The organism is Tardiphaga sp. 866_E4_N1_4 (genome assembly GCF_052076075.1).
GTDB lineage: Bacteria > Pseudomonadota > Alphaproteobacteria > Rhizobiales > Xanthobacteraceae > Tardiphaga > Tardiphaga robiniae.
Window position 1 is genome coordinate 4,125,427 of sequence record NZ_CP197242.1, and the last position, 26,147, is coordinate 4,151,573.

General features: G+C 62.0%; 26 protein-coding genes. 12 read left to right on the top strand and 14 right to left on the bottom strand.

Features of this window, described 5'->3' with window-relative positions; all coding sequences use genetic code 11:
* Positions 1 to 28 precede the first annotated feature (28 nt).
* Positions 29 to 1,030 carry a 2-hydroxyacid dehydrogenase gene (locus AB8B20_RS19960; RefSeq protein ID WP_068730047.1) on the bottom strand — a complete coding sequence of 334 codons (1,002 nt, stop codon included), beginning with the start codon at positions 1,028 to 1,030 and terminating at the stop codon, positions 29 to 31.
* Positions 1,031 to 1,281: 251 nt separating this feature from the next.
* Between AB8B20_RS19960 and AB8B20_RS19965 the strand changes: the two genes are divergently transcribed.
* Together AB8B20_RS19965 and AB8B20_RS19970 are read left to right on the top strand one after the other, a co-directional pair.
* On the top strand, positions 1,282 to 1,782 hold the full coding sequence (locus AB8B20_RS19965; protein ID WP_244628687.1) for an SH3 domain-containing protein: 501 nt from the start codon (positions 1,282 to 1,284) through the stop codon (positions 1,780 to 1,782).
* Between the two features lie 47 nt (positions 1,783 to 1,829).
* A complete protein-coding gene (locus AB8B20_RS19970; protein WP_439074207.1) occupies positions 1,830 to 2,576 on the top strand; it encodes an SGNH/GDSL hydrolase family protein in 747 nt (248 codons plus the stop codon).
* Positions 2,577 to 2,598: 22 nt separating this feature from the next.
* Here AB8B20_RS19970 and irrA read toward each other — a convergent pair whose 3' ends face one another.
* Positions 2,599 to 3,087 (bottom strand): iron response transcriptional regulator IrrA, encoded by a 489-nt coding sequence (gene irrA / locus AB8B20_RS19975; RefSeq protein WP_089263317.1) that lies wholly within the window; start codon positions 3,085 to 3,087, stop codon positions 2,599 to 2,601.
* Between the two features lie 308 nt (positions 3,088 to 3,395).
* On the opposite strand from irrA, the gene fabA reads away from it, so the two are divergent.
* From fabA to fabI, 3 genes are all read left to right on the top strand, one after another.
* Positions 3,396 to 3,935 carry a bifunctional 3-hydroxydecanoyl-ACP dehydratase/trans-2-decenoyl-ACP isomerase gene (fabA, locus tag AB8B20_RS19980; RefSeq protein ID WP_439074206.1) on the top strand — a complete coding sequence of 180 codons (540 nt, stop codon included), beginning with the start codon at positions 3,396 to 3,398 and terminating at the stop codon, positions 3,933 to 3,935.
* 82 nt (positions 3,936 to 4,017) lie between these two features.
* The gene (gene fabB / locus AB8B20_RS19985) at positions 4,018 to 5,244 is read left to right on the top strand and encodes a beta-ketoacyl-ACP synthase I (protein WP_068730055.1); all 1,227 of its coding nucleotides are present in this window, start codon (positions 4,018 to 4,020) and stop codon (positions 5,242 to 5,244) included.
* 4 nt (positions 5,245 to 5,248) lie between these two features.
* Positions 5,249 to 6,055, top strand: a complete 807-nt coding sequence (gene fabI, locus AB8B20_RS19990; protein WP_439074205.1) for an enoyl-ACP reductase FabI — start codon at positions 5,249 to 5,251, stop codon at positions 6,053 to 6,055.
* 6 nt (positions 6,056 to 6,061) lie between these two features.
* On the opposite strand, the gene AB8B20_RS19995 is transcribed toward fabI, so the two are convergent.
* Both AB8B20_RS19995 and katG read right to left on the bottom strand, forming a co-directional pair.
* On the bottom strand, positions 6,062 to 6,667 hold the full coding sequence (locus tag AB8B20_RS19995; RefSeq protein WP_089263313.1) for a glutathione S-transferase family protein: 606 nt from the start codon (positions 6,665 to 6,667) through the stop codon (positions 6,062 to 6,064).
* A gap of 219 nt (positions 6,668 to 6,886) precedes the next feature.
* Positions 6,887 to 9,091, bottom strand: a complete 2,205-nt coding sequence (gene katG, locus AB8B20_RS20000; RefSeq protein ID WP_439074204.1) for a catalase/peroxidase HPI — start codon at positions 9,089 to 9,091, stop codon at positions 6,887 to 6,889.
* Positions 9,092 to 9,328: 237 nt separating this feature from the next.
* On the opposite strand from katG, the gene AB8B20_RS20005 reads away from it, so the two are divergent.
* Positions 9,329 to 10,234 carry a LysR substrate-binding domain-containing protein gene (locus AB8B20_RS20005; protein WP_439074203.1) on the top strand — a complete coding sequence of 302 codons (906 nt, stop codon included), beginning with the start codon at positions 9,329 to 9,331 and terminating at the stop codon, positions 10,232 to 10,234.
* A gap of 75 nt (positions 10,235 to 10,309) precedes the next feature.
* Here AB8B20_RS20005 and AB8B20_RS20010 read toward each other — a convergent pair whose 3' ends face one another.
* The 6 genes from AB8B20_RS20010 to ccmA all read right to left on the bottom strand — a co-directional run bounded on the left by AB8B20_RS20010 (position 10,310) and on the right by ccmA (position 13,709).
* Positions 10,310 to 10,681, bottom strand: a complete 372-nt coding sequence (locus tag AB8B20_RS20010; RefSeq protein ID WP_089263307.1) for a ComEA family DNA-binding protein — start codon at positions 10,679 to 10,681, stop codon at positions 10,310 to 10,312.
* A gap of 145 nt (positions 10,682 to 10,826) precedes the next feature.
* On the bottom strand, positions 10,827 to 11,405 hold the full coding sequence (locus tag AB8B20_RS20015; protein WP_439074202.1) for a DsbE family thiol:disulfide interchange protein: 579 nt from the start codon (positions 11,403 to 11,405) through the stop codon (positions 10,827 to 10,829).
* A complete protein-coding gene (ccmD, locus tag AB8B20_RS20020) occupies positions 11,402 to 11,581 on the bottom strand; it encodes a heme exporter protein CcmD (protein WP_439074201.1) in 180 nt (59 codons plus the stop codon). Before ccmD ends, AB8B20_RS20015 begins: the two co-directional genes overlap by 4 nt.
* A complete protein-coding gene (locus AB8B20_RS20025) occupies positions 11,581 to 12,318 on the bottom strand; it encodes a heme ABC transporter permease (protein WP_089263301.1) in 738 nt (245 codons plus the stop codon). Before AB8B20_RS20025 ends, ccmD begins: the two co-directional genes overlap by 1 nt.
* A 123-nt stretch (positions 12,319 to 12,441) precedes the next feature.
* The gene (gene ccmB / locus AB8B20_RS20030) at positions 12,442 to 13,110 is read right to left on the bottom strand and encodes a heme exporter protein CcmB (RefSeq protein ID WP_175369273.1); all 669 of its coding nucleotides are present in this window, start codon (positions 13,108 to 13,110) and stop codon (positions 12,442 to 12,444) included.
* Complete coding sequence (gene ccmA, locus AB8B20_RS20035; protein ID WP_439074200.1) at positions 13,107 to 13,709, bottom strand: heme ABC exporter ATP-binding protein CcmA; 603 nt, start codon at positions 13,707 to 13,709, stop codon at positions 13,107 to 13,109. Before ccmA ends, ccmB begins: the two co-directional genes overlap by 4 nt.
* Before the next feature lie 230 nt (positions 13,710 to 13,939).
* On the opposite strand from ccmA, the gene acnA reads away from it, so the two are divergent.
* The 3 genes from acnA (at position 13,940) to AB8B20_RS20050 (ending at position 18,379) form a co-directional block, all read left to right on the top strand.
* Complete coding sequence (gene acnA, locus AB8B20_RS20040) at positions 13,940 to 16,660, top strand: aconitate hydratase AcnA (protein WP_439074199.1); 2,721 nt, start codon at positions 13,940 to 13,942, stop codon at positions 16,658 to 16,660.
* 167 nt (positions 16,661 to 16,827) lie between these two features.
* A complete protein-coding gene (locus AB8B20_RS20045) occupies positions 16,828 to 17,580 on the top strand; it encodes a DUF1223 domain-containing protein (protein ID WP_439074198.1) in 753 nt (250 codons plus the stop codon).
* Between the two features lie 436 nt (positions 17,581 to 18,016).
* A complete protein-coding gene (locus tag AB8B20_RS20050) occupies positions 18,017 to 18,379 on the top strand; it encodes a DUF2794 domain-containing protein (protein WP_089263291.1) in 363 nt (120 codons plus the stop codon).
* Positions 18,380 to 18,394: 15 nt separating this feature from the next.
* Here AB8B20_RS20050 and AB8B20_RS20055 read toward each other — a convergent pair whose 3' ends face one another.
* From AB8B20_RS20055 to AB8B20_RS20070, 4 genes are all read right to left on the bottom strand, one after another.
* Positions 18,395 to 18,919 carry a GNAT family N-acetyltransferase gene (locus tag AB8B20_RS20055; protein WP_439060169.1) on the bottom strand — a complete coding sequence of 175 codons (525 nt, stop codon included), beginning with the start codon at positions 18,917 to 18,919 and terminating at the stop codon, positions 18,395 to 18,397.
* Positions 18,920 to 19,002: 83 nt separating this feature from the next.
* Positions 19,003 to 19,791 (bottom strand): Bax inhibitor-1/YccA family protein, encoded by a 789-nt coding sequence (locus AB8B20_RS20060; RefSeq protein ID WP_089263288.1) that lies wholly within the window; start codon positions 19,789 to 19,791, stop codon positions 19,003 to 19,005.
* A 312-nt stretch (positions 19,792 to 20,103) separates the two neighbouring features.
* The gene (locus AB8B20_RS20065) at positions 20,104 to 22,674 is read right to left on the bottom strand and encodes an ABC transporter permease (RefSeq protein ID WP_439074197.1); all 2,571 of its coding nucleotides are present in this window, start codon (positions 22,672 to 22,674) and stop codon (positions 20,104 to 20,106) included.
* 4 nt (positions 22,675 to 22,678) lie between these two features.
* A complete protein-coding gene (locus AB8B20_RS20070) occupies positions 22,679 to 23,419 on the bottom strand; it encodes an ABC transporter ATP-binding protein (protein ID WP_089263284.1) in 741 nt (246 codons plus the stop codon).
* Here AB8B20_RS20070 and AB8B20_RS20075 point away from each other — a divergent pair.
* The 3 genes from AB8B20_RS20075 to zapE all read left to right on the top strand — a co-directional run bounded on the left by AB8B20_RS20075 (position 23,418) and on the right by zapE (position 26,139).
* Entirely contained in the window at positions 23,418 to 24,125 is a 708-nt protein-coding gene (locus AB8B20_RS20075; protein WP_439074196.1) for an arylesterase, read from the top strand. The two genes, AB8B20_RS20070 and AB8B20_RS20075, sit on opposite strands and share 2 nt — an antisense overlap.
* 227 nt (positions 24,126 to 24,352) lie before the next feature.
* Complete coding sequence (gene thpR / locus AB8B20_RS20080) at positions 24,353 to 24,889, top strand: RNA 2',3'-cyclic phosphodiesterase (protein WP_231078692.1); 537 nt, start codon at positions 24,353 to 24,355, stop codon at positions 24,887 to 24,889.
* 65 nt (positions 24,890 to 24,954) lie between these two features.
* Positions 24,955 to 26,139, top strand: a complete 1,185-nt coding sequence (gene zapE / locus AB8B20_RS20085) for a cell division protein ZapE (protein ID WP_439074195.1) — start codon at positions 24,955 to 24,957, stop codon at positions 26,137 to 26,139.
* Positions 26,140 to 26,147: the final 8 nt, after the last annotated feature.

Here is a 26,147-nt window from a genome sequence, read left to right on the forward strand (position 1 = left end):
GATAAGCGGCGAGCGTAAGCGCTTCGCCTCACAGCATGTTCGGAAGCACACGATCCGGCGGCTTGTGATTGTCGAGGAAGGCACGGATGTTGATGATGACTTTCTCGCCCATCTCGACACGGCCTTCGATCGTCGCCGAGCCCATATGCGGCAACAATACCACTTTGCCGGCGCGCGCGAGCCGCACCAGCTTCGGACTCACCGCGGGCTCGTGCTCGAACACGTCGAGCGCGGCACCGGCAATGTCACCCGATTCGATCAGCTTGATCATCGTCTCTTCATCGATCACCTCGCCGCGCGCGGTGTTGACGATATAGGCGTCCTTGCGGATCAGCTTGAGACGGCGCGCCGACAGCAGGTGGAACGTCGCCGGCGTATGCGGACAGTTCACCGAGATGATGTCCATGCGCGCCAGCATCTGGTCGAGCGAATCCCAATAGGTCGCACCGAGTTCTTCGGCGATCTTCGGCGCGACAGGTTTGCGGTTGTGATAGTGGATCTGCAGCCCGAAGGCGCGGGCGCGGCGCGCCACAGCCTGGCCGATGCGGCCCATACCGATGATGCCGAGCCGCTTGCCCCCTAACCGCTTGCCCAGCATCCAGGTCGGCGACCAGCCTTGCCAGTCCTTGCCTTCGGTCAGGATCGAGGCACCCTCGATGAGCCGGCGCGGCACTGCGAGGATCATCGACATGGTCATATCGGCGGTGTCTTCAGTGAGCACCTTCGGCGTATTGGTGACGGTGATGCCGCGGGCGTGGGCCGCGACGACATCGATATTGTCGACGCCGTTACCAAAATTGGCGATCAGCCGGAGCTTGCAGTCGGGGTGCTCGAGCAGCTCTTTGGTGATTTCGTCGGTGACCGTCGGCACCAGCACATCGGCGGTGCGGGTCGCTTCAGCGAGTTGCTCGGGCGTCAGCGGCGTGTCGTCGAGATTGATGTGCGCATCGAACAGTTCGCGCATGCGGGTCTCGATTGAGTCCGGCAGCTTGCGCGTGACGATGACGAGAGGCTTTTTCTTGACCGACATGTCCTGCTCACTCGCGCTTTGGCTAATCCGTTCAGTCCGCATTAACCCGGTTGTTCGAAACTGCCGCAGCCGCGAATTCACCGTTTCCTCGGGTTCCCCGACACCCTTTTTGGTGCCTTGGCCTTCGGTCCTCTCTAGCAGAAGACCAAGCCAAAACAAGAACCCAACAGGCGCGTGCGGCGCGGCGGCACTTGCGTTCTTTGGATTGGGTTGAGGTGGGGTTGATGGCGTTCCGGCGATTTGCGTGTGCGATGTTGGCGATGGGTATTCTGATCGCGGCAGCAATCGATCCGGCTCTCGCTGCCAAGGACACGCCGCTGGGCGCCAGCGGCCTGCCGGTGCCGCGCTACGTCAGCCTCAAGTCGGATCACGTTAATGTCCGCGCCGGCCCCACCAAGGACAATGATGTCGCCTGGGTCTATACTCGCTCCGGCCTGCCGGTGGAGATCACCGCCGAATACGAGAACTGGCGCCGCGTCCGCGATTCCGAGGGCGCCGAGGGCTGGGTCTATCACTCGCTGCTGTCCGGCCGCCGCACCGCGGTCGTGACCATGAAATCCAAGGACGAACTCGCCTCGATCTATGACAATCCGGATGCGACCAGCGCTGTTGCGGCCCGGCTGCAGGCCGGCGTTGTGGCGCAGGTGAAGCGCTGCAACAATGGCTGGTGCCGGGTGATCGGCAACGGCTTTGATGGCTGGATCGAACAGCAACGGCTATGGGGCGTCTACGCCGACGAGAAGGTGAACTGAGCACATCCCGCATCGGGAGCCTGGCCTGCGCCGGCGCAGTGGTCGCCATGGCAGCGCTGCCATGGTCCGGTCCGGCTCGTGCGCAATCCGCCACTGAAGCGTGTCTGGCTGTGGATCAGCGGCTGTCTGGTGATGCGACCCTTCCGCGCACCGTGGCTGCGCTCAAAACCAGCGGCCCGCTCAAGATCGTCGCCATGGGCTCGTCCTCGACGCTCGGCCTGTGGCAATCCGACCCCACCAAAACCTATCCCGGCATGCTGCAGAGCGAGCTGCAACGCCTGAAGCCGGGACTGCGGCTGGAGGTCATCAATAGTGGGCGGAACGCCGACACGATCCCGGGCAATATCGCCCGCTTCGACCGCGATGTGCTGGCGCATCGCCCGGATCTGGTGATCTGGCAGATCGGCACCAATGACGTGACCTGGCTGCAAAGCGCTGACAGCCTGACCGGCAGGATCGTCGAGGGCATCCGCCTGCTGAAGGCTGACGGCGCCGACGTGATCCTGATGGATCAGCAATACGCGCCCGTCATTCTCGCATCGCAATATTCCAAGATGCAGGCGAGCATAGCTGACGCCGCCCGGCAGGAACGCGTGCCGCTGTTCTCGCGCTTCGAGCTGATGCGCCGTGCAGTGGACGCAGGGCTCTCCATAAGTGCGCTGACGGCCTGGGACGGACTACACAATTCCGCAGCCGGCTACGAATGCACCGGCCGCTCCCTCGCCCGCGCGATCGTGGCGACGACTGCAGCTGGCGAGCAAACGCCGCCGAAAACGGTTCGGCGGCGCAAATAACTTCAGAATTTGGATAAAGCCGTTAGCGCTTTTTGCGCAGACGAACGACCATGTCGATGCGGCTGATCTCGAAGCCCTCGGGGACTTCCGGCATCTTGGTCAGCACGAGGTTCTGGTCCGGAATATCGACCAGCTCGTGGTTGTTCTCAAGATAGTAGTGGTGATGCGAGGTCACATTGGTATCGAAATAGGTCTTCGTACCATCGACGCTGACTTGACGAAGCAGGCCGGAATCCGTGAGCTGATTGAGCGTGTTGTAAACGGTCGCCAGCGACACCGGCACCTTGGCGAGGGTCGCTTCCTCGTAAAGCATTTCCGCAGTGAGATGACGCGCGCCCTTGCCGAACAGCAGCCAGCCCAGCGCCATGCGTTGACGGGTGGGTCGCAGACCGACCGACTGCAGCATCTCGTTGACGTCATGCCACGGGCAACCAGTCAAAGCCGGCTGACGGCCATGATTGATTTCCGCAACCGCAGCTGCGTCATCCAGAACTGAAACGCTGTCGCTCATATCCACGTCAGTAATCCTGCCGTTCACACTCAAAAAGAACACTGAATTAGCCTTCTATTATAGAAAGGCGGGGCCTCAGATGCAAGGTTTTCGCAACTAGGAGCCATGCATCAGAAGGGATGCTTCCGCAGTGCATCGCAACATGGTCAATAACCCGCCAAAAGCAGGCGATCCGCCGCTTTGCCGCCCCATAAGCCTATGATAGAGAGCGCCCAACCGGGGCAAGTTCCCGTGTCATTTGGAACAATTCTATATGTGGCGACTCCACCCGGGGTAGCCACCACCATCGATGGACCCAGAAAGCCGGCATGATCCAGGAACAACGCAACAGCTACGCATATGAAGACCTGCTGGCCTGCGGCCGCGGCGAGCTGTTCGGACCCGGCAATGCGCAATTGCCGCTGCCGCCGATGCTGATGTTCGACCGCATCACCGAGATCACAGGTGATGGCGGCGAATTCGGCAAGGGTCTCGTGCGCGCTGAACTCGACGTCAATTCGGACCTCTGGTTCTTTGCCTGCCACTTCAAGGGCGATCCGGTCATGCCGGGCTGCCTCGGCCTCGACGCCATGTGGCAGATGGTCGGGTTCTTTCTGGGCTGGTCGGGTGGCATCGGCCCCGGTCGCGCGCTCGGGCTCAGCGAGCTGAAGTTTTCCGGCCAGGTTCTCCCGAACGTCAAAAAGGTCGTGTACACCATCGATATCAAGCGCGTGATGCGTTCAAAATTGTGGTTGGGGATTGCCGACGGCTCGCTTTCGGCCGATGGCGAGATTATCTATCGCGCCAAGGACCTGAAGGTCGGCCTGTTCAAGCAGGAAGCACCTGCCGCATTGCAGCCGGGAACGTGATCTACCGGGTGCCATTCAACGGCGGTCTCCGAGGGGGCGACCGCCAGTTCCACAACAACGTAATTCAAAGGGCGAGGCGATCATGAGGCGGGTTGTCGTCACGGGGATGGGCATTGTCTCATCTATCGGAAACAACACTCAGGAAGTGCTTGCGAGCCTCCATGAGGCAAAGTCGGGCATCACGCGCGCCGACAAATACGCAGAGCTTGGTTTCCGTTCGCAGGTGCAGGGCGCACCGACCATCAATCCGGCCGATGTGATCGACCGCCGCGCGATGCGCTTCCTCGGCGAAGGCGCCGCATGGAATCACATCGCCATGGAACAGGCCATCCAGGACTCCGGTCTCGAAGAGTCGGATATCTCGAACGAGCGCACCGGCATCATCATGGGCTCGGGCGGACCTTCCGCACGCACCATCGTCGAAGCCGCGGACATCACGCGAACGAAGGGTCCGAAGCGCGTTGGTCCGTTCGCGGTGCCGAAGGCGATGTCCTCGACGGCATCCGCCACGCTCGCGACCTGGTTCAAGATCAAGGGCGTGAACTATTCGATCTCCTCCGCCTGCGCGACCTCGAACCACTGCATCGGCAATGCCTACGAGATGATCCAGTGGGGCAAGCAGGACGTCGTGTTTGCCGGCGGTTGCGAGGAACTCGACTGGTCGCTCTCGGTGCTGTTCGACGCCATGGGCGCAATGTCCTCGAAGTATAACGACACACCCTCCACCGCTTCGCGTCCCTATGACGTCAGCCGCGACGGTTTCGTCATCGCCGGCGGCGCCGGCGTTGTCGTGGTCGAAGAACTCGAGCACGCGAAAGCACGCGGCGCCAAGATCTATGGCGAAATCATCGGCTACGGCGCCACCTCGGACGGCTACGACATGGTCGCTCCATCCGGCGAAGGCGCAGAGCGTTGCATGAAGATGGCGCTGGCCACCACCGGCGGCATCAAAATCGACTACATCAACCCGCATGCGACCTCGACACCTGCCGGCGATCCGCCGGAAATGCAGGCGATCCGCAACGTATTCGGCACGGGCGAGAAATGCCCGCCGATTTCAGCGACCAAGGCCCTCACCGGCCACTCGCTCGGCGCCACCGGCGTACAGGAAGCAATCTACTCGCTGCTGATGATGCAGAACGGGTTTATCTGCGAGAGCGGCAACATCACCGAACTCGATCCGGTGTTCGCCGACATGCCGATCGTGCGCAAGCGCATCGACAATGTGAAGGTCGGCACCGTGCTGTCGAACTCCTTCGGCTTCGGCGGCACCAACGCCACGCTGGTCTTCAAGCGGATGGACGCGTAGCGCGATGCCATCACTGATGCAGGGCAAGCGCGGATTGATCATGGGCGTCGCCAATGATCATTCGATCGCGTGGGGAATCGCCAAGGCCCTGCATGCGCAGGGTGCCGAACTGGCTTTCACCTATCAAGGCGATGCGCTTGGCAAGCGCGTCAAGCCGCTGGCGGAATCGCTCAATGCGGATCTGATCCTGCCCTGCGACGTCGAGGACATCGCCAGCGTCGATGCTACGTTCTCTGCGATCAAGGAAAAATGGGGCGGGCTGGATTTCCTGGTTCACGCTATCGGCTTCTCCGACAAGAACGAACTCAAGGGCCGCTACGCCGACACCACGCGCACCAATTTCTCGCGCACCATGGTGATCTCCTGCTTCTCCTTCACCGAAATCGCCAAACGCGCGTCGGAGATCATGAAGCCCGGAAGCGCCATGATCACGCTAACTTTTGGCGGATCGACCCGCGTGATGCCGAACTACAATGTCATGGGCGTTGCCAAGGCCGCTCTCGAAGCCTCGGTGCGTTATCTCGCATCTGACTTTGGCCGCCAGGGCATTCGCGTCAACGCGGTGTCGGCTGGCCCGGTACGTACACTGGCCGGCTCGGGCATCGGCGATTCCCGCGCGATGTTCGCATTCCAGCAGAAGCATTCGCCGCTCGGCCGCGGCGTAACACTGGAAGAACTCGGCGGCACTGCGCTGTATCTGCTGTCGGATCTTTCCGGCGGCGTGACCGGCGAAACGCATTTCGTCGACTCCGGCTACAACATCATCTCGATGCCGCATCCGGATGCGTTGAAGGCAGACGCAAGCGAATAATTCGCCTTACGTCTTTTCCCCCGATGCAAATTCCATTGCCCGCTGGAAGGCCGGACGAGCGCTGCAACGGTCGAGATAGCGCTCGAACGCCGGGCGCGACGGGACCATCTTGAAATTGCGCACGGCAAAGTTCAGTCCTGAACCGATGGCGATATCGGCGGCAGAGAATTGTGCGCCAAGAATCCATGGACCTTCATCAAGCGCGGCTTCGAGCACATCGAACACGCGCTGCGCATCGCCCCAGCCCGCGGCCACCGGATTCAGCTCCATCTTGGTCGCGATCTGTGCGATCGCCGGTTCGATACAGCCCGGCGCAAAGAACAGCCAATAGAGATATTTCGCGCGATGAGAATCGCCGAGTGGAGGTGCCAGCTTCGCCTCGGGGTAGCGTTCGGCCACATAAGCGCAGATTGCCGCAGCCTCGGCCATGGTGGCATCGCCGTCCTGCAGAGCCGGCACCTTGCCCATCGGATTGACGGCGAGGAATTCCAGCGTGCGCTGCGCACCGGTGGAGATATCGGTCAGCACGCGCTCATAAGCGACGCCGGTTTCCTCCATCAGCCAAAGCGCCGTGAATGAGCGCGAGCGCGGCGACCAGTAGAGTTTCATCATCTGGAGTCCTCCGGAGAAACATTTTGCCATTTGTGCGGGGATTCGGAGAAAGCTGCAAGACGCAGAGCGCTCAGACTCTTTGAAACTCTCATCGCCGCGAAAGCGGGATCCAGTAACCGGCAGTGTCAGTGATGACAGTTGAGTATGACGCGGCGCGACAAGAAAAAGCCCCCGCGACATAGTCGCAGGGGCTTTCATATTCACGATGGCGGGCCGAGGTTACTCAGCCGCCTGCAGTATCGGCTTCTCGACAAGATCGAAACGATCCGCGTTCATCACCTTCACCCAAGCCTTGACGAAGTCCTTCACGAACTTCTGCTTGGCGTCGGCGCTTGCATAGACCTCCGCGAAGGCACGCAGCTGCGAGTGCGAACCGAAGACCAGATCGGCGCGTGTACCGGTCCACTTGACTTCGCCGCTCTTGCGATCACGTCCCTCGTACACGTTGTTCGAGCCATCGACTGCCTTCCACTCCGTGCTCATGTCGAGCAAGTTGATGAAGAAGTCGTTGGTCAACGTCTCCGGTGTCTTGGTGAAGACACCGCGCACGGACTGCCCGGAATTCGCACCAAGTACTCGCAAGCCGCCGACGAGAACCGTCATTTCCGGAGCAGTCAGCGTCAGCAATTGCGCGCGATCCACCAAGGATACTTCGGCCGGTACGGCAGACGTGCCCTTGAGGTAGTTACGGAAGCCGTCCGCGACCGGTTCCATCACCTCGAAGGATTCCACATCGGTTTGCGCCTGCGAGGCGTCGCCGCGCCCCGGAGAGAACGGAACGGTTACATCCAGGCCAGCATCCTTCGCGGCTTTCTCGACCGCCGCGCTGCCGCCGAGGACGATCAGGTCGGCAAGCGAAACCTGCTTGTCACCGGATTGCGCCGCGTTGAACTCCTTCCGGATTCCATCGAGCACCTGCAACACCTTGGCTAGCTGAGCCGGCTGGTTAACCTCCCAGTCCTTCTGAGGGGCCAGACGGATGCGCGCGCCGTTGGCACCGCCACGCTTGTCGCCGCCACGGAAGGTGGAGGCCGAAGCCCAGGCCGTGCTGACCAATTCGGACACGGTCAGGCCCGATGCCAGCAGCTTGGCCTTGAGCGCGGAGACGTCGGTGTCGTCGATCACCGGATAGTCAACCGCAGGGATCGGATCCTGCCAGATCAACTCTTCCTTGGGCACTTCCGGACCGAGATAACGCACGCGCGGACCCATGTCGCGATGAGTCAGCTTGAACCAGGCCCGAGCAAAAGCTTCAGCGAAGGCCTGCGGATTCTGCAGGAAGCGGCGTGAGATTTTCTCATAGGCCGGGTCCAGACGCAGGGACAGATCCGTCGTGAGCATGGTCGGCTTGTGCTTCTTCGATGGATCATGCGCGTCGGGGATTACTTCCTCGGCGTCCTTGGCCTCCCACTGGATGGCCCCACCGGGGCTGCGGGTCTGCACCCATTCATACTTGAACAGGTTCTCGAAGAAGAAGTTGCTCCACTGCGCCGGCGTCTGCGTCCAGGTGACCTCAATGCCGCTACCAACGGCGTCTGCACCGGATCCAGTACCGTAGTTGCTCGCCCAGCCAAGACCCTGCGCTTCCAGGCCGGCAGCTTCAGGCTCGGGACCCTTGTGGGACTCAGGCGCAGCGCCATGGGTCTTACCGAAGGTGTGACCGCCGGCGATCAGCGCCACGGTTTCCTCGTCGTTCATCGCCATGCGCTTGAAGGTCTCGCGGATGAAGCTGGCGGCCGCAACCGGATCGCCGCTGGCACCCGGACCTTCCGGATTCACATAGATCAGGCCCATTTCCGTGGCACTGAGCGGAGCTTCGAACTTGTCGAGCGACCGGTGGGACAGCCACGTGGTTTCGGGGCCCCAGTTCACGTCCTGATCAGGCTCCCAGACGTCGGCGCGACCGCCGGCGAAACCGAAGGTGCGAAAACCCATGGTCTCCAGCGCCACGTTGCCGGTCAGGATCAGCAGGTCGGCCCACGAGATCTTGTTGCCGTATTTCTGCTTGATCGGCCACAGGAGGCGGCGTGACTTGTCGATGTTGACGTTGTCCGGCCAGGAATTGAGCGGAGCGAAACGCTGCTGACCGCGACCGCCACCGCCGCGGCCATCGCTGAGCCGATAGGTGCCGGCAGCGTGCCACGACATGCGGATGAACTGCGGACCGTAATGTCCGAAATCAGCCGGCCACCAATCCTGCGAATCGGTCATCAGCTTGCGCAGGTCGTTTTTCAACGCCTCGTAATCAAGCTTCTTGAATTCCTCGGCGTAGTTAAACGCATCGCCCATCGGATCGGACAGCGACGAGTGCTGGTGGAGAATCGACAGGTCTAGCTTGTTCGGCCACCAGTCACGATTGGCCCGGGCAGCGGGGGCATGCGCAACGGGGCACTTGCCGGCACCATTCTCATTCGTCGTGTCCATCAGTCTCTCCTTCTGGCTGTTTGGAATATGAGCCGTCCCAGGCAACACCGACACACCGGATCGCCACCAAAAACCCGCTCAAATTTTCCAAAAGCTGTCTAATTTCAATTATCTGCCGAATTCCTCAGCGAGCCTGGCGCTCACCCTAGTCGGACTTCGTGACGAGAGATTGGAAGAATTCTTAGATCAGGTCCAGTCGAATTGTCTTCGCTTCCCGATCAGTTTATCTGATGATCCATGATCACGCTCCGCCAGCTCCGCTATCTCGCCGCTCTTGCCAAACACGGCCATTTCGGCCGCGCGGCCGAGGCCTGTAACGTCACCCAGCCTGCGCTGTCGATGCAGATACGCGACCTCGAACGGACGCTGGGCGTCAAGGTGGTGGAGCGTCGGCCCGGCGAGGTGATGCTGACCGATGTCGGGCGCGAAGTGGCGCGGCGCGGCGAGGACGTGCTGGCGGCCTCGCGCGATCTGGTGGACTTTGCGCGGCATCGCGGCGGACTCCTGACCGGGCGGCTGACGCTGGGCGTGATCCCGTCGCTCGCGCCGTACCTGCTGCCGCGGATCCTGCCGGTGCTACAGAAACAGTTTCCGGAATTGCGGCTGGAGCTGCGCGAGACGCAGACCAGGCAACTGGTCGACGATATCAAGTCAGGCGCACTCGATGCTGCGATGCTGGCGCTGCCGCTTGGCGAGCCCGAGATCGACACGGCCAAGCTGTTCGACGATCTGTTCCTGCTCGCGGTGCCGGCAGACGATCCCCGCCCCGCCGACAAACGCATCAAGGCGATGGAGATCGACCAGAGTCGACTGATCCTGCTGGAAGACGGCCACTGCCTGCGCGATCAGGCGCTGGCCTTCTGCGCCACCGCAGCGCGCGGCCATCAGTCCGGCGGCAACGGCATGGCCTTCGCTGCGTCCAGCCTCTCCACGGTGATGCAGATGGTCGCCAGCGGCTATGGCGTGACATTGATCCCGCAGATCGCCGCCGATGTCGAACAACGCGACCAGCGCGTCAAATTCCTGCGGTTGGAGAATCCGCAGCCCGGCCGCACCATCGGCCTCGCCTTTCGCCGGACGTCTCCGCGCAAGGCGGACTTCGCCGCATTGGGCGATGTGGTGAAGGACTGCGTTATCGGCTGATCGTAATGGACCGCAAAAGAAAACGCACCGGCGCGGCTGCGCCGATGCGTTTCCGGACGAGCGAAGCGATCGCGCCTAGCTCTTCTGCTTGGCGATGACCTTGTCCTTGATGCCGTCATAGGTCTTCTCGGGCACGATCTTCTTCTGCACGAGTTCGTCCTTGCCCTTATACGGACGGCCTTTGACAATGGCCGCCGAATAGGCCTTGCCGATGCCGGGCAGAGCCTCGAGCGCCTCGACACTCGCCGAGTTGAGATCAAGCAGTTCAGCCTTCGGTGCCGGAGCCATCTTCGATTCGCTGGCAGGCGCCATCTTGGATGTGGCGGCCGGAGCCATCTTGCCGGCGGGAGCAGCAGGCTGCGGCGACTGCGCCATCGACGGCGCGGATGCGAGCAGACCCAGAGTGAGAGCGGCAGCGGTCAAAGTAGCAAATTTGAAATGGCGCATCGTGGTGTCCCTCCAAGGACGGTTAAGTAACGCCATCAAGCTAGCTGCGGATTCATGGCGCCGCCATGGCGCGAAAATGAACCGCAGATAAAAGCTGAAGTTTATTTTGGTAGTTAAGCCGGCTTGCTCATGATGAGGATTGCGCTCAGGACCCTGCCTGCAGCGCCTTGTCGATCTCGACTTTCAGCACGCGCTCGTAATTCTCCTGCGTGATGCCGCCGACCATCTTGTAGGCGATGCGGCCGTCGCGGCCGACGATGAAGGTTTCGGGCACGCCATAGACGCCCCATTCGATCGCGGCGCGGCCGTTGCCGTCGACGCCGACGATGCCGAACGGATTGCCGTAACGGCCGAGAAAGCGGCGCGCGTTGTCCGGTGCGTCCTTGTAGTTGATGCCGACCAGTTGCAGCCGTTTGTCCTTGCCGAGTTCTGTCAGCAGCGGCGCTTCCTCATGGCACGGCGCGCACCACGATGCCCAGACATTGACGAGACTGACCTTGCCCTTGAAGGCAGCGGGATCGAGACCCGGCACCGGCGCACCGCTATCGGTAAGGCCTTCCAGTGCCGGTAATGTCGTCTGTGGCGCGGCGCGGCCGATCAATGCCGAGGGCAGTTTCGCGGGGTCGGCTCCGAGCCGAAACCAGAACAGCGCCGCGAGCGCGGCAAAGATCAGCAGAGGCAGTGCGAGCATCCAGCGGCGCTTCGGAGTGGCTTGCGTGGTCATGTGAGATCCGTCGCACCACGACCCGAGCGCCGCGCCACGCCGGAGGATTCCAACTCATGCAGCCGCGCGCGGACGCGACGATGATCGATGGCGATCCACACGATGAGGATCAGCACCACCACTGCGACCAGCGCGTAGGACGTGACGATGAAAGATGCGTAGGGACCAAGCGCCATCACGGGAGTGCCACCGGCTTTGAGGCCTGCAACATCTGCAGCGCGCGCAGGCGCCGCCGCAGGATCTCGTTACGCATGGCCGCGAGATGCAGCGTGATGAACAGCAGTGAGAATGCCACCGCCATCACCAGCAGGGGAATCAGAAACGACTTGTCGAGCGACGAGCCGCCCATCTTCATCACCGACGCCGGCTGATGCAGCGTATTCCACCAATCGACCGAGAACTTGATGATCGGAATATTGATGGCGCCGACCAGCGTCAGCACCGCCGCGGCGCGCGCCGCCCGCGATGGGTCTTCAACGGCACGCCACAGCGCGATCAGGCCGAGATACATCAGAAACAGAATGAGCACCGAAGTCAGTCGGGCGTCCCATTCCCAATAGGTACCCCACATCGGCCGGCCCCACAGCGAACCCGTAACCAATGCGAGAAAGGTGAAGGCCGCGCCGATCGGTGCTGCGGATTTGGCGGCGACATCGGCGAGCGGATGCCGCCACACCAGCGTGCCCAGCGATGCCACGCTCATGACGCCCCAGACGAACATCGACAGCCAGGCATTGGGCACATGGATGAACATGATCTTGACGGTGGCGCCCTGCTGATAGTCATCGGGGGCCATGGCCGACTGATACAAGCCGATCGCAAGCAGAATGCCCGTCGCCATCGCCAGCCACGGCAGGATGCGGGTGGCGAGCGACAGGAACCGGGTTGGATTGGCGAGTTCGGTCAGCGTCATGGCATTTCCAATAGTCGCGGCCCTGTCCGCGATCAATGCAACTTATTCTCGTTCAACACGGCTCGCGACGAGTTGACCCAGGTCAATCCAGTGTCTCAGCCTGTCGTGATCCATCCAACTGTCTCAATCCAGTCCATGCCGCAGGCTCGCCGCCGCCGCGAAAGGCCCGATCACGAGGCTCGCCAGCGATAGCGCGCAGAGGATCGAGAATGGCGTCGAGAATGACAACTGTCCGGCGATGGCCGCATTGGAGGCCGCAACGCCGAAAATCAGCACCGGTATCGATAACGGCAACACCAGCACCGCCAGCAAGAGCCCACCGCGCTGCAGCGTCACCGCCAGCGCGGCGCCAATCATGCCAGTGAAAGTCAGCGCCGGCGTGCCCGCCAACAGCGTCAGGGCGACCGCCAGCGTCGCCGGCCCGTCGAGATTGAGCAGCAGCCCCAGCACTGGCGTCGCGGCGATCAGCGGCACGCCCGCGGCCAACCAATGTGCGAGAGCCTTGGCAGCGCAGGCGAGTTCCAGTGGCGTCCGGCTCATCAGAATGAGATCCAGCGAGCCATCGTCGTGATCGGCAGTAAACAACCGGTCCAGCGTCAGCAGGCTCGCGAGCAGCGCCCCGAGCCATAGAATCGCCGGCCCCAGCCGTGCCAGCAGCGCCAGATCCGGCCCCAGCGCGAAAGGCATGAGCACGACAACCGTTAGAAAGAAGAGCACACCGATCAGCGCCCCGCCGCCGACCCGGACGGCAATGCGGATGTCGCGGCGAATCAACGCGCCAAGGGCACTCACGCCTCGCCCCCGATGCGCAACTCCCGGGCGGGAATGCCGAGCGGACCATGGGTCGCGGCAATAACCAGTCCGCCCGATGCGAGATGATCCGTCATCAGCCCAGCAAACACTCGCTGGCTGGCGAGATCCAGCGCTGCGGTCGGTTCGTCGAGCAGCCAGATCGGACGGCGGACGGCCAGCAGACGCGCAATTGACAGCCGGCGGCGCTGGCCGGCCGACAAGAAACCCGCGGGCAATGCTGCGGCATGGGAGAGGCCTACTGCTGCAATGCACGTGGCTGGATCGGCCGGCCTGCCACCGAGGAAGTCGGCCCAGAAGGTCAGGTTTTCCGTCACCGTCAAAGCCGGCTTCATGGCGTCGCGGTGGCCCAGGTAATGGGCCTGTTCGGCAACGGTCATTTCGCCGTCGCCGCCCTCGAGAGTGATGGAGCCCTCGGCGGGCGCCAGCAGGCCTGCGATCAACCGCAGCAATGAGGTTTTGCCTGCCCCGTTAGGGCCAATGACCGCCACGGCCGTGCCTGCCGTGGCATCGAAATCGAGCCCGGCGAAGACTTCGCGGCCACCCCGCAGGCATCTCAAATTGCGCCCCGAGAGCCGCATCTTAACCCTTCCATGACCATCTGATTTGGTCCAGAGGTCGCCGCGGCGTTGTTGCATCATTTCGCAGGGCTGCAAACGATTGTCGATATGGCAGCGGTTCTAGAAAGATTCTATAAGTCGGAACTTGATGCAGCACACAATCGGCGCCTGCAAGCAAACCGGCCTTCTCCGCCGACGGTGTCTCGATACCCTTTTCCGGGTATCGGTCAACTGAATTGGGACCCCTTCACATGACCTCGCTCGACAGTTTCAAGTGCCAAAAAACCCTCAAGGTGGGCGCTAAAACTTACGTGTACTACAGCCTGCCGCTCGCTGAGAAAAATGGTCTGACAGGCATTTCGAAGCTGCCCTATTCGATGAAGGTCCTGCTGGAAAACCTGCTGCGCAACGAGGACGGCCGCAGCGTCAAGAAGGAAGACATCGTTGCTTTCTCGAAATGGCTGAAGAAGCGCAAGCTTGAGCACGAAATCTCGTTCCGCCCTGCGCGCGTGCTGATGCAGGACTTCACCGGCGTCCCGGCGGTGGTCGATCTCGCTGCCATGCGTAATGCGATGCAGGCGCTGAAGGGCGATCCCAAGAAGATCAACCCGCTGGTCCCGGTCGATCTGGTCATCGACCACTCGGTGATCGTGAACTTCTTCGGTGACAACAAGGCGTTCGGCAAGAACGTCGCCGAAGAGTACAAGCAGAACAAGGAGCGTTACGAGTTCCTGAAGTGGGGCCAGAGCGCGTTCTCGAATTTCTCCGTCGTGCCGCCCGGTACCGGCATCTGCCACCAGGTCAATCTCGAATATCTCGCCCAGACCGTCTGGACGAAGAAGCAGAAGATGACGGTCGGCAAGAAGACCGCCACCTTCGAGGTCGCCTATCCGGACACGCTGGTCGGCACCGACTCGCATACCACCATGGTCAACGGCCTCGCCGTGCTCGGCTGGGGCGTCGGCGGCATCGAGGCGGAAGCCGCGATGCTCGGCCAGCCGCAGTCGATGCTGCTGCCCGACGTGGTCGGCTTCAAGCTGTCGGGCGCACTCAAGGAAGGCGTCACCGCCACCGACCTCGTGCTCACCGTCACCCAGATGCTGCGCAAGCAGGGCGTCGTCGGCAAGTTCGTGGAATTCTACGGCCCCGGCCTCGACGCCATGTCGGTCGCTGACAAGGCGACAATCGGAAATATGGCGCCGGAATATGGCGCGACCTGCGGCTTCTTCCCGGTCGATGCCGCCACCATCGACTATCTGAAAACTTCGGGCCGCAAATCGGCGCGTGTCGCACTGGTTGCCGCTTATGCCAAGGCGCAGGGCCTGTACCGCACCGCCAAGTCGCCCGATCCGGTGTTCACCGAAACGCTGAAGCTCGATCTCGGCGACGTCGTACCCTCGATGGCCGGCCCGAAGCGTCCGGAAGGCCGCGTCGCACTGCCCGCCATCGCCGAAGGCTTCTCTGCCGCGCTAACCACCGAATACAAGAAGCCGGATAACCACAACGCGCGCTTCCCCGTCGAGGGCAAGAACTTCGATGTCGGCCATGGCGACGTGGTAATCGCTGCCATCACCTCCTGCACCAACACCTCGAATCCGAGCGTGCTGATCGCCGCCGGCCTGCTGGCACGTAACGCCGTGGCCAAAGGCCTCAAGACCAAGCCGTGGGTGAAGACCTCGCTGGCGCCGGGCTCGCAGGTCGTCGCTGAATATCTCGCCAATTCCGGCTTGCAACTCGATCTCGACAAGATCGGCTTCAACCTCGTCGGCTTCGGCTGCACCACCTGTATCGGCAATTCCGGCCCGCTGCCGCCGGAGATTTCGAAGTCGATCAACGACAACGGCATCGTTGCCGCAGCGGTTCTTTCGGGCAACCGTAACTTCGAGGGTCGCGTCTCGCCGGACGTGCAGGCAAACTATCTCGCCTCGCCGCCGCTGGTCGTCGCGCACGCACTTGCCGGTACGGTGACCAAGAATCTCGCGATCGAGCCGATCGGCGAAGGCAAAGATGGCAAGCCGGTGTTCCTGAAAGACATCTGGCCGACCACGAAGGATATCAACGCCTTCATCAAGAAGTACGTGACGTCGACGATCTTCAAGAAGAAGTACGCAAACGTGTTCGACGGCGACGCCAACTGGCGCAAGATCAAGACGGTCGAGAGCGAGACCTACAAGTGGAACATGGGTTCGACCTATGTGCAGAACCCACCCTACTTCGAAGGCATGAAGAAGGAACCGGAGCCGACCACCGACATCATCGATGCGCGCATCCTGGCTCTGTTCGGCGACAAGATCACCACCGACCACATCTCGCCTGCCGGTTCGATCAAGCTCACCTCACCCGCGGGCAAGTATCTGTCGGAGCACCAGGTGCGCCCGGCCGACTTCAACCAGTACGGCACGCGCCGCGGCAACCACGAAGTGATGATGCGCGGCACCTTTGCCAATATCCGCATTAAGAACTTCATGATGCAGGGTGCTGACGGCAACGTGCCGGAAGGCGGCATGACCAAGCACTGGCCCGATGGCGAAGCCATGTCGATCTACGACGCCGCGATGAAGTATCAGGCCGAACAAGTGCCGCTGGTCGTGTTCGGCGGTGCCGAATACGGCAACGGTTCGTCGCGCGACTGGGCTGCGAAGGGCACCCGCCTGCTCGGCGTTCGCGCCGTGATTACCGAAAGCTTCGAACGTATTCATCGATCCAATCTGGTCGGCATGGGCATTCTGCCGCTAACCTTCGAGAACGGCTCATCGTGGAAGAAACTCGGCCTCAAGGGCGACGAGAAGGTCACGATCCGCGGCCTGACCGGCGACATCAAGCCGCGCCAGCAGATGGTGGCGGAAATCGTGTCGGCCGATGGCTCACTCCACAAGGAGACGCTGCTCTGCCGCATCGATACGCTGGACGAGCTCGAATATTACCGCAATGGCGGCATCCTGCATTACGTGCTGCGTCAGCTTGCAGCCTGACGCCCGTACGTGGTGTGACGTAGTGCCTCACCGCGAAGTGAGTGGCTAGTGAACAGAAGGCGGCCTATGAAGGGCCGCCTTCTGGCGTTTGAGGGCATGAACGTGTTAGCGACACCAATGTGCGACACCGTCTGTTATGTGTCTCACCTCGAGCGTGGCAAAACCTCATGAAATCCTTTGGCGGCATATCGCAGTGGACCGGCGCGCTCAGCGTGTGCGCCGCCATTGCAGCAAGCGGTAGCGCGCTGGCCCAGCCTAGGGCCGTGGTGGAGCTGTTTACCTCGCAAGGTTGCTCGTCCTGCCCGCCTGCAGACAAGATCATCGGCGACCTCGCCAAAGACCCATCCGTGATCGCATTGAGCATGCCGATCGACTACTGGGACTACCTGGGCTGGAAGGACACGCTGGCCGACTCGCGTTTCAGCGCGCGGCAGAAGGCCTATTCACAGATGCGCGGCGATCGCGACGTCTACACGCCGCAAGTCGTCGTCAACGGCGCCACTCAGGTGATCGGCAGCGATGCCGATCGTATCCAGGGCGCGATCAGCGAAACCAAGAAAGGCACCGTGATGACGGTGCCGGTGTCGATGTCGGTTTCCGGCAAACACGTCAACGTGTCCGTTGCCGCATCGAGCAATACGCCGGATACGGCGCATGGCGAAGTCTGGATCTGTTCCGTGTCGAAGGCAGTGCCGATCACGGTCGGGCGCGGCGAGAATCGCGGCAAGCAACTGACCTACTACAATGTCGTCCGGAACTGGCTGAAGGTCGGTGACTGGACCGGCAACGCCGCCAACTGGACTCTGCCGCTGGAGAACATCTCCAGGGATGGTGTCGATGCCGCCGTCGTTTATGTGCAAGACGGCACGCGCGACAAGCCCGGCGCGATGCGCGGCGCGGCCTATACGTCGCTACAGTAAGTCTTCAGATTGATAACTTCGGCTGCTGCTGCGCTTACGCGTGGCATGCCCGCAGCATTGTGAGCCCTCGGCGAAGACTGGATTGCTTCGTCGCTTCACCTATCGCAATGACGTTTGATGGTCTCGCAAAAGCATCCACCAAAAAGAAAAGGACCAACTTGCGTTGGCCCAGTGGGGATTAACTTCCTGCGCAGGGTCCGATCCCAACGACCGCGGGGGGCTGGGGGCTGAGGAATCCGAGACCGGAAGAACCGGACCCGACGCAGTATCTTCTTGTCGCAATCCAGAAGGGCGCCCGATGGGCCAAAATTTGGCGGCAATAAGATTCACCTGACGTTCCCGTGACGGGAAATTTCTACCATCAGCCCTGCGGATCGGCCCTTGCAGAGGACCGCGGTCGGCGCGATCATGTCGACGATATGACAGGAGGCGCTGCATGAATGTGATTCCGGGAGATACTGAGCCCACCGAGAATCGCGCGGCGACGGGCTCTGCCGCCGCCGCGCCCGTCGTCAGCTTCAACCGCCTTGAGCTCAGCCGCATCCTCAATCTGTACGGCCGTATGGTCTCCGACGGCGAGTGGCGCGATTACGCCATCGACTTTCTGCGCGACCGCGCGGTGTTCTCGGTGTTCCGCCGCTCGTCGGAAGTACCGCTCTATCGCATCGAGAAAGATCCGCGACTGGCGCGCAAGCAGGGCATGTATAGCGTGATTTCGGCCAGCGGCATGATTCTGCGCCGCGGCCAAGAACTCGACCGCGTGCTCCTGGTGATCGATCGCAAGCTGGCGGTAGTGTAATCGATTCGCAGAGCGTCAGGGCAGTGTGCGGGCGCCGTCGCCAAGTGCGAGCTGCATCGAAACGGTATCAAGCCAGCGATCGAACTTGAACCCGACATCGGGATGCACCCCAACCATCTGAAACCCGGCATTGCGATGAACCGCGATGGAGCCGGCATTGGCGCTGTCACCGATCACGGCAACCATCTGGCGGTAGCCGCGGTTCTCGCATTCGGCGATCAGCCGCGCGAGAAGTTTGCCGCCAACGCCTCGCCGTTGGGCTTTCGGATCGAGATAAATCGAATTCTCGACGGTAAAGCGATAGGCCGGTCGCGGGCGATGCGCGCTGGCATAGGCATAGCCGACAACCCGGCCTTCCAGCACAGCCGCGAGATACGGATAGCCCCCGCTCACCATCCCCTCGAAACGCCGCGTCATCTCGGCCAAATCTGGCGGGATCAGTTCGAACGTGGCCGTGCCGAACTGCACCGCCTCGGCATAGATCGCGGTGATCGCGGGCAGATCTGCCGCCGTGGCGGGCCTGATTTCAATATCGGACATGGCGCTGAGACTATTTTTGCTCCACCCAAAAGAAAAGCCCCGGCCTTTCGGCCGGGGCTAAGATCTTCTTGATGTTCTGAAGCTTATTCGCGCTGTCCGAGCAGCTGCAGCAGCAGCGTGAACAGGTTGATGAAGTTCAAGTAGAGCGACAGGGCACCGGTGATCGCCGCGCGCTCGGCGATATCGCCGCCCTGCGAGGCGTAACCGTAGATGTAGTCGTTCTTCAACCGCTGGGTATCGTAGGCTGTGAGGCCTGCGAAGATCAGCACGCCGACAACCGACACGATGAACTGCAGCATCGACGACGCCACGAAGATGTTCACGACGCTCGCGATGATGATACCGAACAGGCCCATCAGCAAGAACGAGCCCATGCCCGTCATGTCACGCTTGGTGGTGTAGCCGTAAAGGCTCAGCGCACCGAACGAGGCAGCGGTGATGAAGAACACCCGCACGATCGATGTGTGCGTGTACACCAGGAAGATCGACGACAGCGAGATGCCCATCAGAGCCGCGAAGGCCCAGAACAGCAACTGCGCAGTAGCCGGCTTCAGCCGGTTGATGCCGAACGAGATGGCAAACACCATGACCAGAGGCGCCAGGATGAACACCCACTTCAGCGGGCTCACGAACATCGCATAGCCGAACGGCGTCAGGTAGGAGCTACCGATCCGGGCAGCAGCGCCCGACGGATCGGTCGTGACAGCCGCCATGTACACGCCGAGAGCAGCGAGGCCGGTGATGGCCAGACCGATCGTCATGTAGTTGTAGATGCGCAGCATGTAGGAGCGCAGTCCGGCGTCTACGGCAGCGGCATCGCGCGCGCCGGCCCGGCCGAAGGGGGAAGCATAGTTACGGTCTAGATCCGACATGGTCGAAACCTCGATGTTGTCCGGCTGATCGCAAAGGGTTCGCGTCGCCGGTTCGAATTATATCCCAGATATCTGCGCTTCCTGACACTAAACTCGATTTCATAAAAAATCGATGTCATCTGCGCTCGATGTCTGACCCAGAGGGTATGTGGTAAACTAACACATTCGCTGCAAGCTTCCACGCGTGGCGGAATGTCGCTCCGATTTGTATTCAGGCATCCTGGTAAACTTTCAGCCTGACGCAAGCTTGGCGATTTCTCAGTCATTTTGCACGAATCAGCCCGCGCAAAGGCTGCTTCGTGTCAAAACAGGTCACAAATTCCGTAACACGGTGGCAGGCTTCTGGTTCAAGGCTACCAACGTACCCACCAGGCCCAGGCCCACTGTGACAATTAGCGCCGCCAGCACGACGCCAGCCGCGCTGCCAGCCTGCCAGACGAAGCTCAGCGTCATCAGGCGCGTGACGATCAGCCACGCCGCCACCGAGCCGGCGATGACCCCAAACACCGCCGTGGCCAGGCCGATCATCAGATATTCGAGTGCATAGGCACCCAGAAGCCGCGCACGCGTGGCGCCGAGGGTCTTGAGGATCACGGCGTCATAGACGCGATGCCGGTGGCCGGCGGCCAGCGCGCCACCGAGCACGAGGATGGCCGAGAGCAGCGTCACCGCGCTGGTACCGCGGATCGCCAGCACGAGATTTGTGACAACCGATCCCACAGTGTCGAGCGCTTCCCGGACCCGGACGGTGGTGATCATCGGGAATGCGTCGGCCACCGCCTTGACCAGACCGGCGTCCTGGGACGGATCGGACTTCGGTTCGGTCAGCGTGGCAATATGTGTATGCGGCGCACCGCGGAAGGTATTGGGCGAGAACACCAGCACGAAATTGATGCCGAGGCTCTGCCAGTCGACGGACCGCATATTGCCGATCCTGGCGGTGATATCGCGGCCGAGCACGTTGACGGTGACCTCGTCGCCGAGTTTGAGCCCGAGCCCGTCGGCCAGCTTCTTCTCGAACGACACCAGTGGCGGGCCGCTATAGTCGGGCGCCCACCATTCGCCCTCGACCAGCTTGGAGCCACGCGGAACCTCGTTGGTGTAACTGAGGCCGCGGTCGCTCTGCAGCACCCATTCGGCATCGGATGACGGTTTGAGGTCTTCCGCCTTGACGCCGCGCGCGGCAACGATCCGGCCGCGCAACATCGGCACATCCTCGATGGTCGACTGCGGCTGCTTCTCCTTGAGAAAAGCGCTGAAGCGGTCGGCATCGGTTGAGGGAATGTCGATGAAATAGAACGACGGCGCCTTCTCCGGCAGCGCTGCCATGAACTGCCGCCGCAGATTGCCGTCGATCTGGGTGACGGTCACCAGCACCGTCAGGCCAAGTCCGAGCGACATCACCACCGACGGCGTCAGCGCGCCCGGCCGGTAGATATTGGCAATAGCCAGCCGCAGCATGGTCATGCTCGGCCGCGGTAATTTGCGCGCAAAAGCCATCAATGCGCCGGCGATACCGCGCAGCAAGGCGAACACGACCATCGACGACACCACAAATACGGCAGCGACGCGTTTGTCGTAAGCGAGTCCGACCACCACCGCGATTAGCAGCCCGACCACGAGTGCCATCCAGAGCATGTAGCGCAGCTTCGGCCGGTGCGATTCCGTCAGTGCCGCATCACGAAACAGCGCCGCAACCGGCACGTCGTGTACGCGCGCCAGGGGCCACAGCCCAAAAGCCAGCGCCGTCAGGAGCCCGTACAGCAACGACAGCGCCAGTTCGCCGAGATGAAGCGCCGGCACCACAGGCAGCGGCAGCAGCTTGCCAAAAAGGCCCACAATAGCGAACGGAAGGGACGCACCGACCACCATGCCGATCAGCGAGCCGATCACCGCCAGCACCATTACCTGGGTGAGGTAGATCGCGAATACGTCGCGGCCGGTCGCGCCAAGCGCTTTCAACGACGCGATGACATCGCGGCGGCGATCGATATGGCTCTTCACGGCATTCGCGACGCCGACGCCGCCGACCAGCAGGGACGCGAGGCCGACCAACGTCAGGAACTGGGTGAATCGCGTGATGGTACGCTCAAGCTGCGGCGACGCGTTGTCGCGCGAACGGATTTCCCAGCCGGCTTGCGGCAATTGGACACGTGCATCGTCGGCCAGCGCCTTGGCAGCGCGATCGCCGGAAACGGTGTCCGGCAGGCGAACACGGTAGATCCAGCGCACCAGACTGCCGGGCTGCAGAAGCTTGGTGGCGCGCAGAGCGTCCTCACTGGTGAGGAAACGCGGCGCGAAACCGACACCGCCGGCGAGCTTGTCGGGCTCCGCTGAAATTTCGCTGCGAAGCTCGAACGTCGCATTACCGACCGTGAGGCGGTCACCAACCTTGAGGCCTAGCCGGGCCATCAATGTCGTATCCGTCGCGGCGCCATAGGCCCCGTCACGTTCGGCGAGCAGATCGCTCATCGGCATGTCCGGCGCCAAGGTCGCCTTGCCGAGCAAGGGATAGCTGCCATCGACGGCCTTGATCTCAACAAGCGCAAGATTGCCGTCCGGCGCGCGCGCCATGCCGCGCAGCGTTGCGGCAACCGACACTGCACCGCGTGCGCGCAAGAAGGCGAGTTCTTCCGGCTTGGCCTCACGCTGCATCAGCGAGAATGCCACGTCGCCGCCGAGCAGCGTACGGCCTTCACGCGCCACGCCCTCGCCGAGACTTGCCGCGACCGAACCGACGCCGGCGATGGCCATGACGCCCAGCGCGATGCAGGCGATGAAAACGTAGAAGCCACGGAGGCCGCTGCGCATCTCGCGGAAAGCGTAACGCAGCGCCAGCGACGGGCCTCGGCTGTTAGGAATGGTCTCGGTGATGGTGATCATCGGATCAGGCCGTCTCGACCCAGTTGCGCTCGGTGGCGGGACCATCGATCCGGCCGGAACGTAGTCGCACCACGCGGTCGCAGCGATGCGCCAGCGTATTGTCGTGAGTCACCAGCACCAGCGTCATGCCGCGCTGCGCGTGCTGCGCGAACAAGAGATCGACGATCTGGCCGCCGGTGGATTCGTCGAGATTGCCGGTCGGCTCGTCGGCGACCAGGATCGCAGGATCCGGCGCCAATGCGCGCGCCAGCGCGACGCGCTGCTGCTCGCCACCGGAAAGCTGGGTCGGATAGTGATGCAGACGGGCACCGAGACCGACCGCTTCCAGCTCGCGCGCCGCACGGCCGGCTGGGTCGGGATGACCTGCCAGCTCCAGCGGTACCGCGACATTCTCCAGCGCCGTCATGGTCGGGATCAGGTGAAAGGACTGGAAGACGATGCCGACATGACGGCCACGAAACCGCGCCAATCCGTCCTCATCGAGATCATTGAAAGAGGTGCCATTGACCACCACCTGACCGGAGTCAGGACGCTCCAGCCCCGCCATCACCATCAGCAGCGTGGACTTGCCGGAGCCCGACGGGCCAATCAGCCCGATCGCTTCACCCGATCCGACGCGCAGGCTGATATCCTTGAGGATATGCACCCGCGCAGCGCCGGTGCCGAGCGAGAGGTTGATGTTCGAGATTGAAATGGTGTCCGGCGAAACGCCGGCCGATGATGAGGCTTCAATGAAAGTATCCATGCGAGCTTCATATGGCACTTCGTTTGCGGCGGTCGAGGGGCTGCTGCGCACGTTTATGTGGCTGGTCGTCGCCGGGCTGACGGTCGCACTTCCGATCCCCACCGCTACGGCGCAGACGGCCGCCACCGGCACGGCCAAGCCCATCAAACTGGTCGTGCTCGGGGACTCCCTGAGTGCAGGTTATGGCCTGCCGGCGGCAGCCGCGTTTCCGGCCCGGCTACAAAAGGCCCTGAAGGACAAGGGGATAGAGGTCGAGATGATCAATGCCGGTGTATCGGGGGATACCACTTCGGGCGGCCTCGGGCGGCTCGACTGGTCGGTGCCCGAGGGGACGCAGGGCGTGATCGTCGAACTCGGCGCCAACGACGCGCTGCGCGGCACCGATCCGAAGGTCCCGCGTACGGCACTCACCGAGATTCTGACGCAGCTGAAGGCCCGCAACATCGCCGTGCTTCTCTGCGGCATGGTGGCACCGCCGAACTACGGCGCCGACTATGCGGAAAAGTTCAATTCGATCTATCCGGATCTCGCCAAGCAATTTGGCGTGCCGCTCTATTCGTTCTTTCTCGAAGGCGTCGCCGGGGACAGCAAGCTCAACCAGGCCGACGCGATGCATCCGACAGCGGAGGGCGTGGACATCGTCGTGAAAAACATCCTGCCCAGCGTCGAGGCATTTGTCGGCACTATCGCTGGGCAACGCAGTTGAGAAACAGACAGCCTCAACCTTCATGACGGTTTTTCACGGAACCTTCATGCACCGAGCGCGGCATCTGCTTCGCAGAGTCACAGAAGTCGGGTAAAAAAAGACATCGGTGATTCGTCACCGGCTCGTTTGTTCGGGCATGATTTTCGCCGAGGGGTGCGGGCGTGCGTAAGCACACCGTAGTCAGCACCTTTCGGCGAAAATCGCGCCCCGGCAAAGAGGAGCTGACTATGCCGCGTTTGTTCGCCGGACTGGAGATACCAGCCGAGATCGGCCAGACATTGGCCAATTTGCGTGGCGGCCTGCCAGGCGCACGCTGGATCGATCCCGAAAATTATCATGTCACGCTTCGCTTCATCGGCGACATCGATGGCGTTTCCGCCAACGAAATCGCCGATCTGATGTCACGCGTGGAGCGCAGACCCTTCGAGGTCGCGGTGCGCGGCCTGTCGAGCTTCGGCGGCAAGAAGCCCCGCGCTGTCGTCGCCTCGGTGGATCCGAGTCGTCCGCTGCTTGAACTGCAATCCGAACTGGAACGGCTGGTGCGCCGCTGTGGGCTCGAGCCCGAGGGCCGCAAGTTCACGCCGCATGTCACGCTGGCCCGGCTGCGCGATTCCTGCGACCGTGACGTCGCCGACTATCTTTCGGTGCGGGGCTACTTCCCGACGAAGATCTTCACCGCCTCGCGCTTCGTACTGTTCTCCTCGCGGGCATCCACGGGCGGCGGCCCTTATCTGGTCGAGGATTCCTACGCGCTTTGCGCATGAGCGCATATCCGCTTCGACCAATTCGCATCTTGCATTTTCCGGGCGCATGGGGCCGTTAGGGCCCCATGTCGTCCAGCCCTCCGCAATCCTTCCGCGAACAATATCAAGCCCTCGTAGCCTCCGGCGCCATCGAGGCTGACCCGGCGCAGGCCGGCGCCGTCGAGGCCATCGCGGCGCTCGATGTTGCGCTGTCGACCTATAAGCCACCGCGCAAGCAAGGCTTTTTCGGTCGCCTGTTCGGCGACAAGGATATGCAACCGCCGCGCGGTCTTTACGTCCATGGCGAGGTCGGCCGCGGCAAGACCATGCTGATGGACCTGTTCTTCGAAGCCAGCGCGGTCACGCACAAGCGTCGCGCCCATTTCCATGAGTTCATGGCCGACACCCATGAGCGCATCTATAATTTTCGCCAGAAAATCGCGAGCGGCGAGCTCCCCGACGGCGACGTCATCGCGCTGACAGCGAATTCGATCTTCGACGAAGCCTGGCTCCTCTGCTTCGACGAATTTCACGTCACCGATATCGCCGACGCGATGATCCTCGGCCGACTGTTCGCACGGCTGTTCGAACTCGGCACCGTCGTCTTCGCGACGTCCAATGTCGAACCGGTCAATCTCTACAAAGGCGGCCTCAACCGCGCACTGTTTCTGCCGTTCATCAAACAGATCGAAGATCATATGGAGGTGCGCAAACTGGATTCGCGCACCGACTATCGATTGGAAAAACTGGCCGGCGTAAAGAGCTGGCTGGTGCCGGACGATGATGCGGCAAAGGCTGCGCTCGACAAGGCCTGGGCAAAGCTCACGGGCGGCGCACCGGCAAAGTCGCGTGAAATCTCGATCAAGGGCCGCACGCTGCGCGTTCCCCTGGAAGCGCAGGGCGTGGCCCGGTTTTCATTTGGCGACCTCTGCGAGAAGCCGCTTGGCGCGTCAGACTACCTGAAACTGGCGCACGACTATCACACGCTGTTCATCGAACATATTCCGATGATGGACTACGGCGACCGCAACGCCGCCAAACGCTTCATCGCACTCATCGACACGCTCTATGACAATGCCGTGAAGCTGATGGCCTCGGCGGCCGGCGAACCGCACGCGCTGTATCAGGCCAGCGAAGGTTTCGAGGCAATGGAATTCGCGCGGACCGCGTCGCGGCTGTTCGAGATGGGTTCAGAAACATATCTGGCCCTGCCCCATGGCCGCAGCGATTCCACCGCGTCAGGCGCCACCACCGGCCTGGTCGAAACCTGACGCGCGCG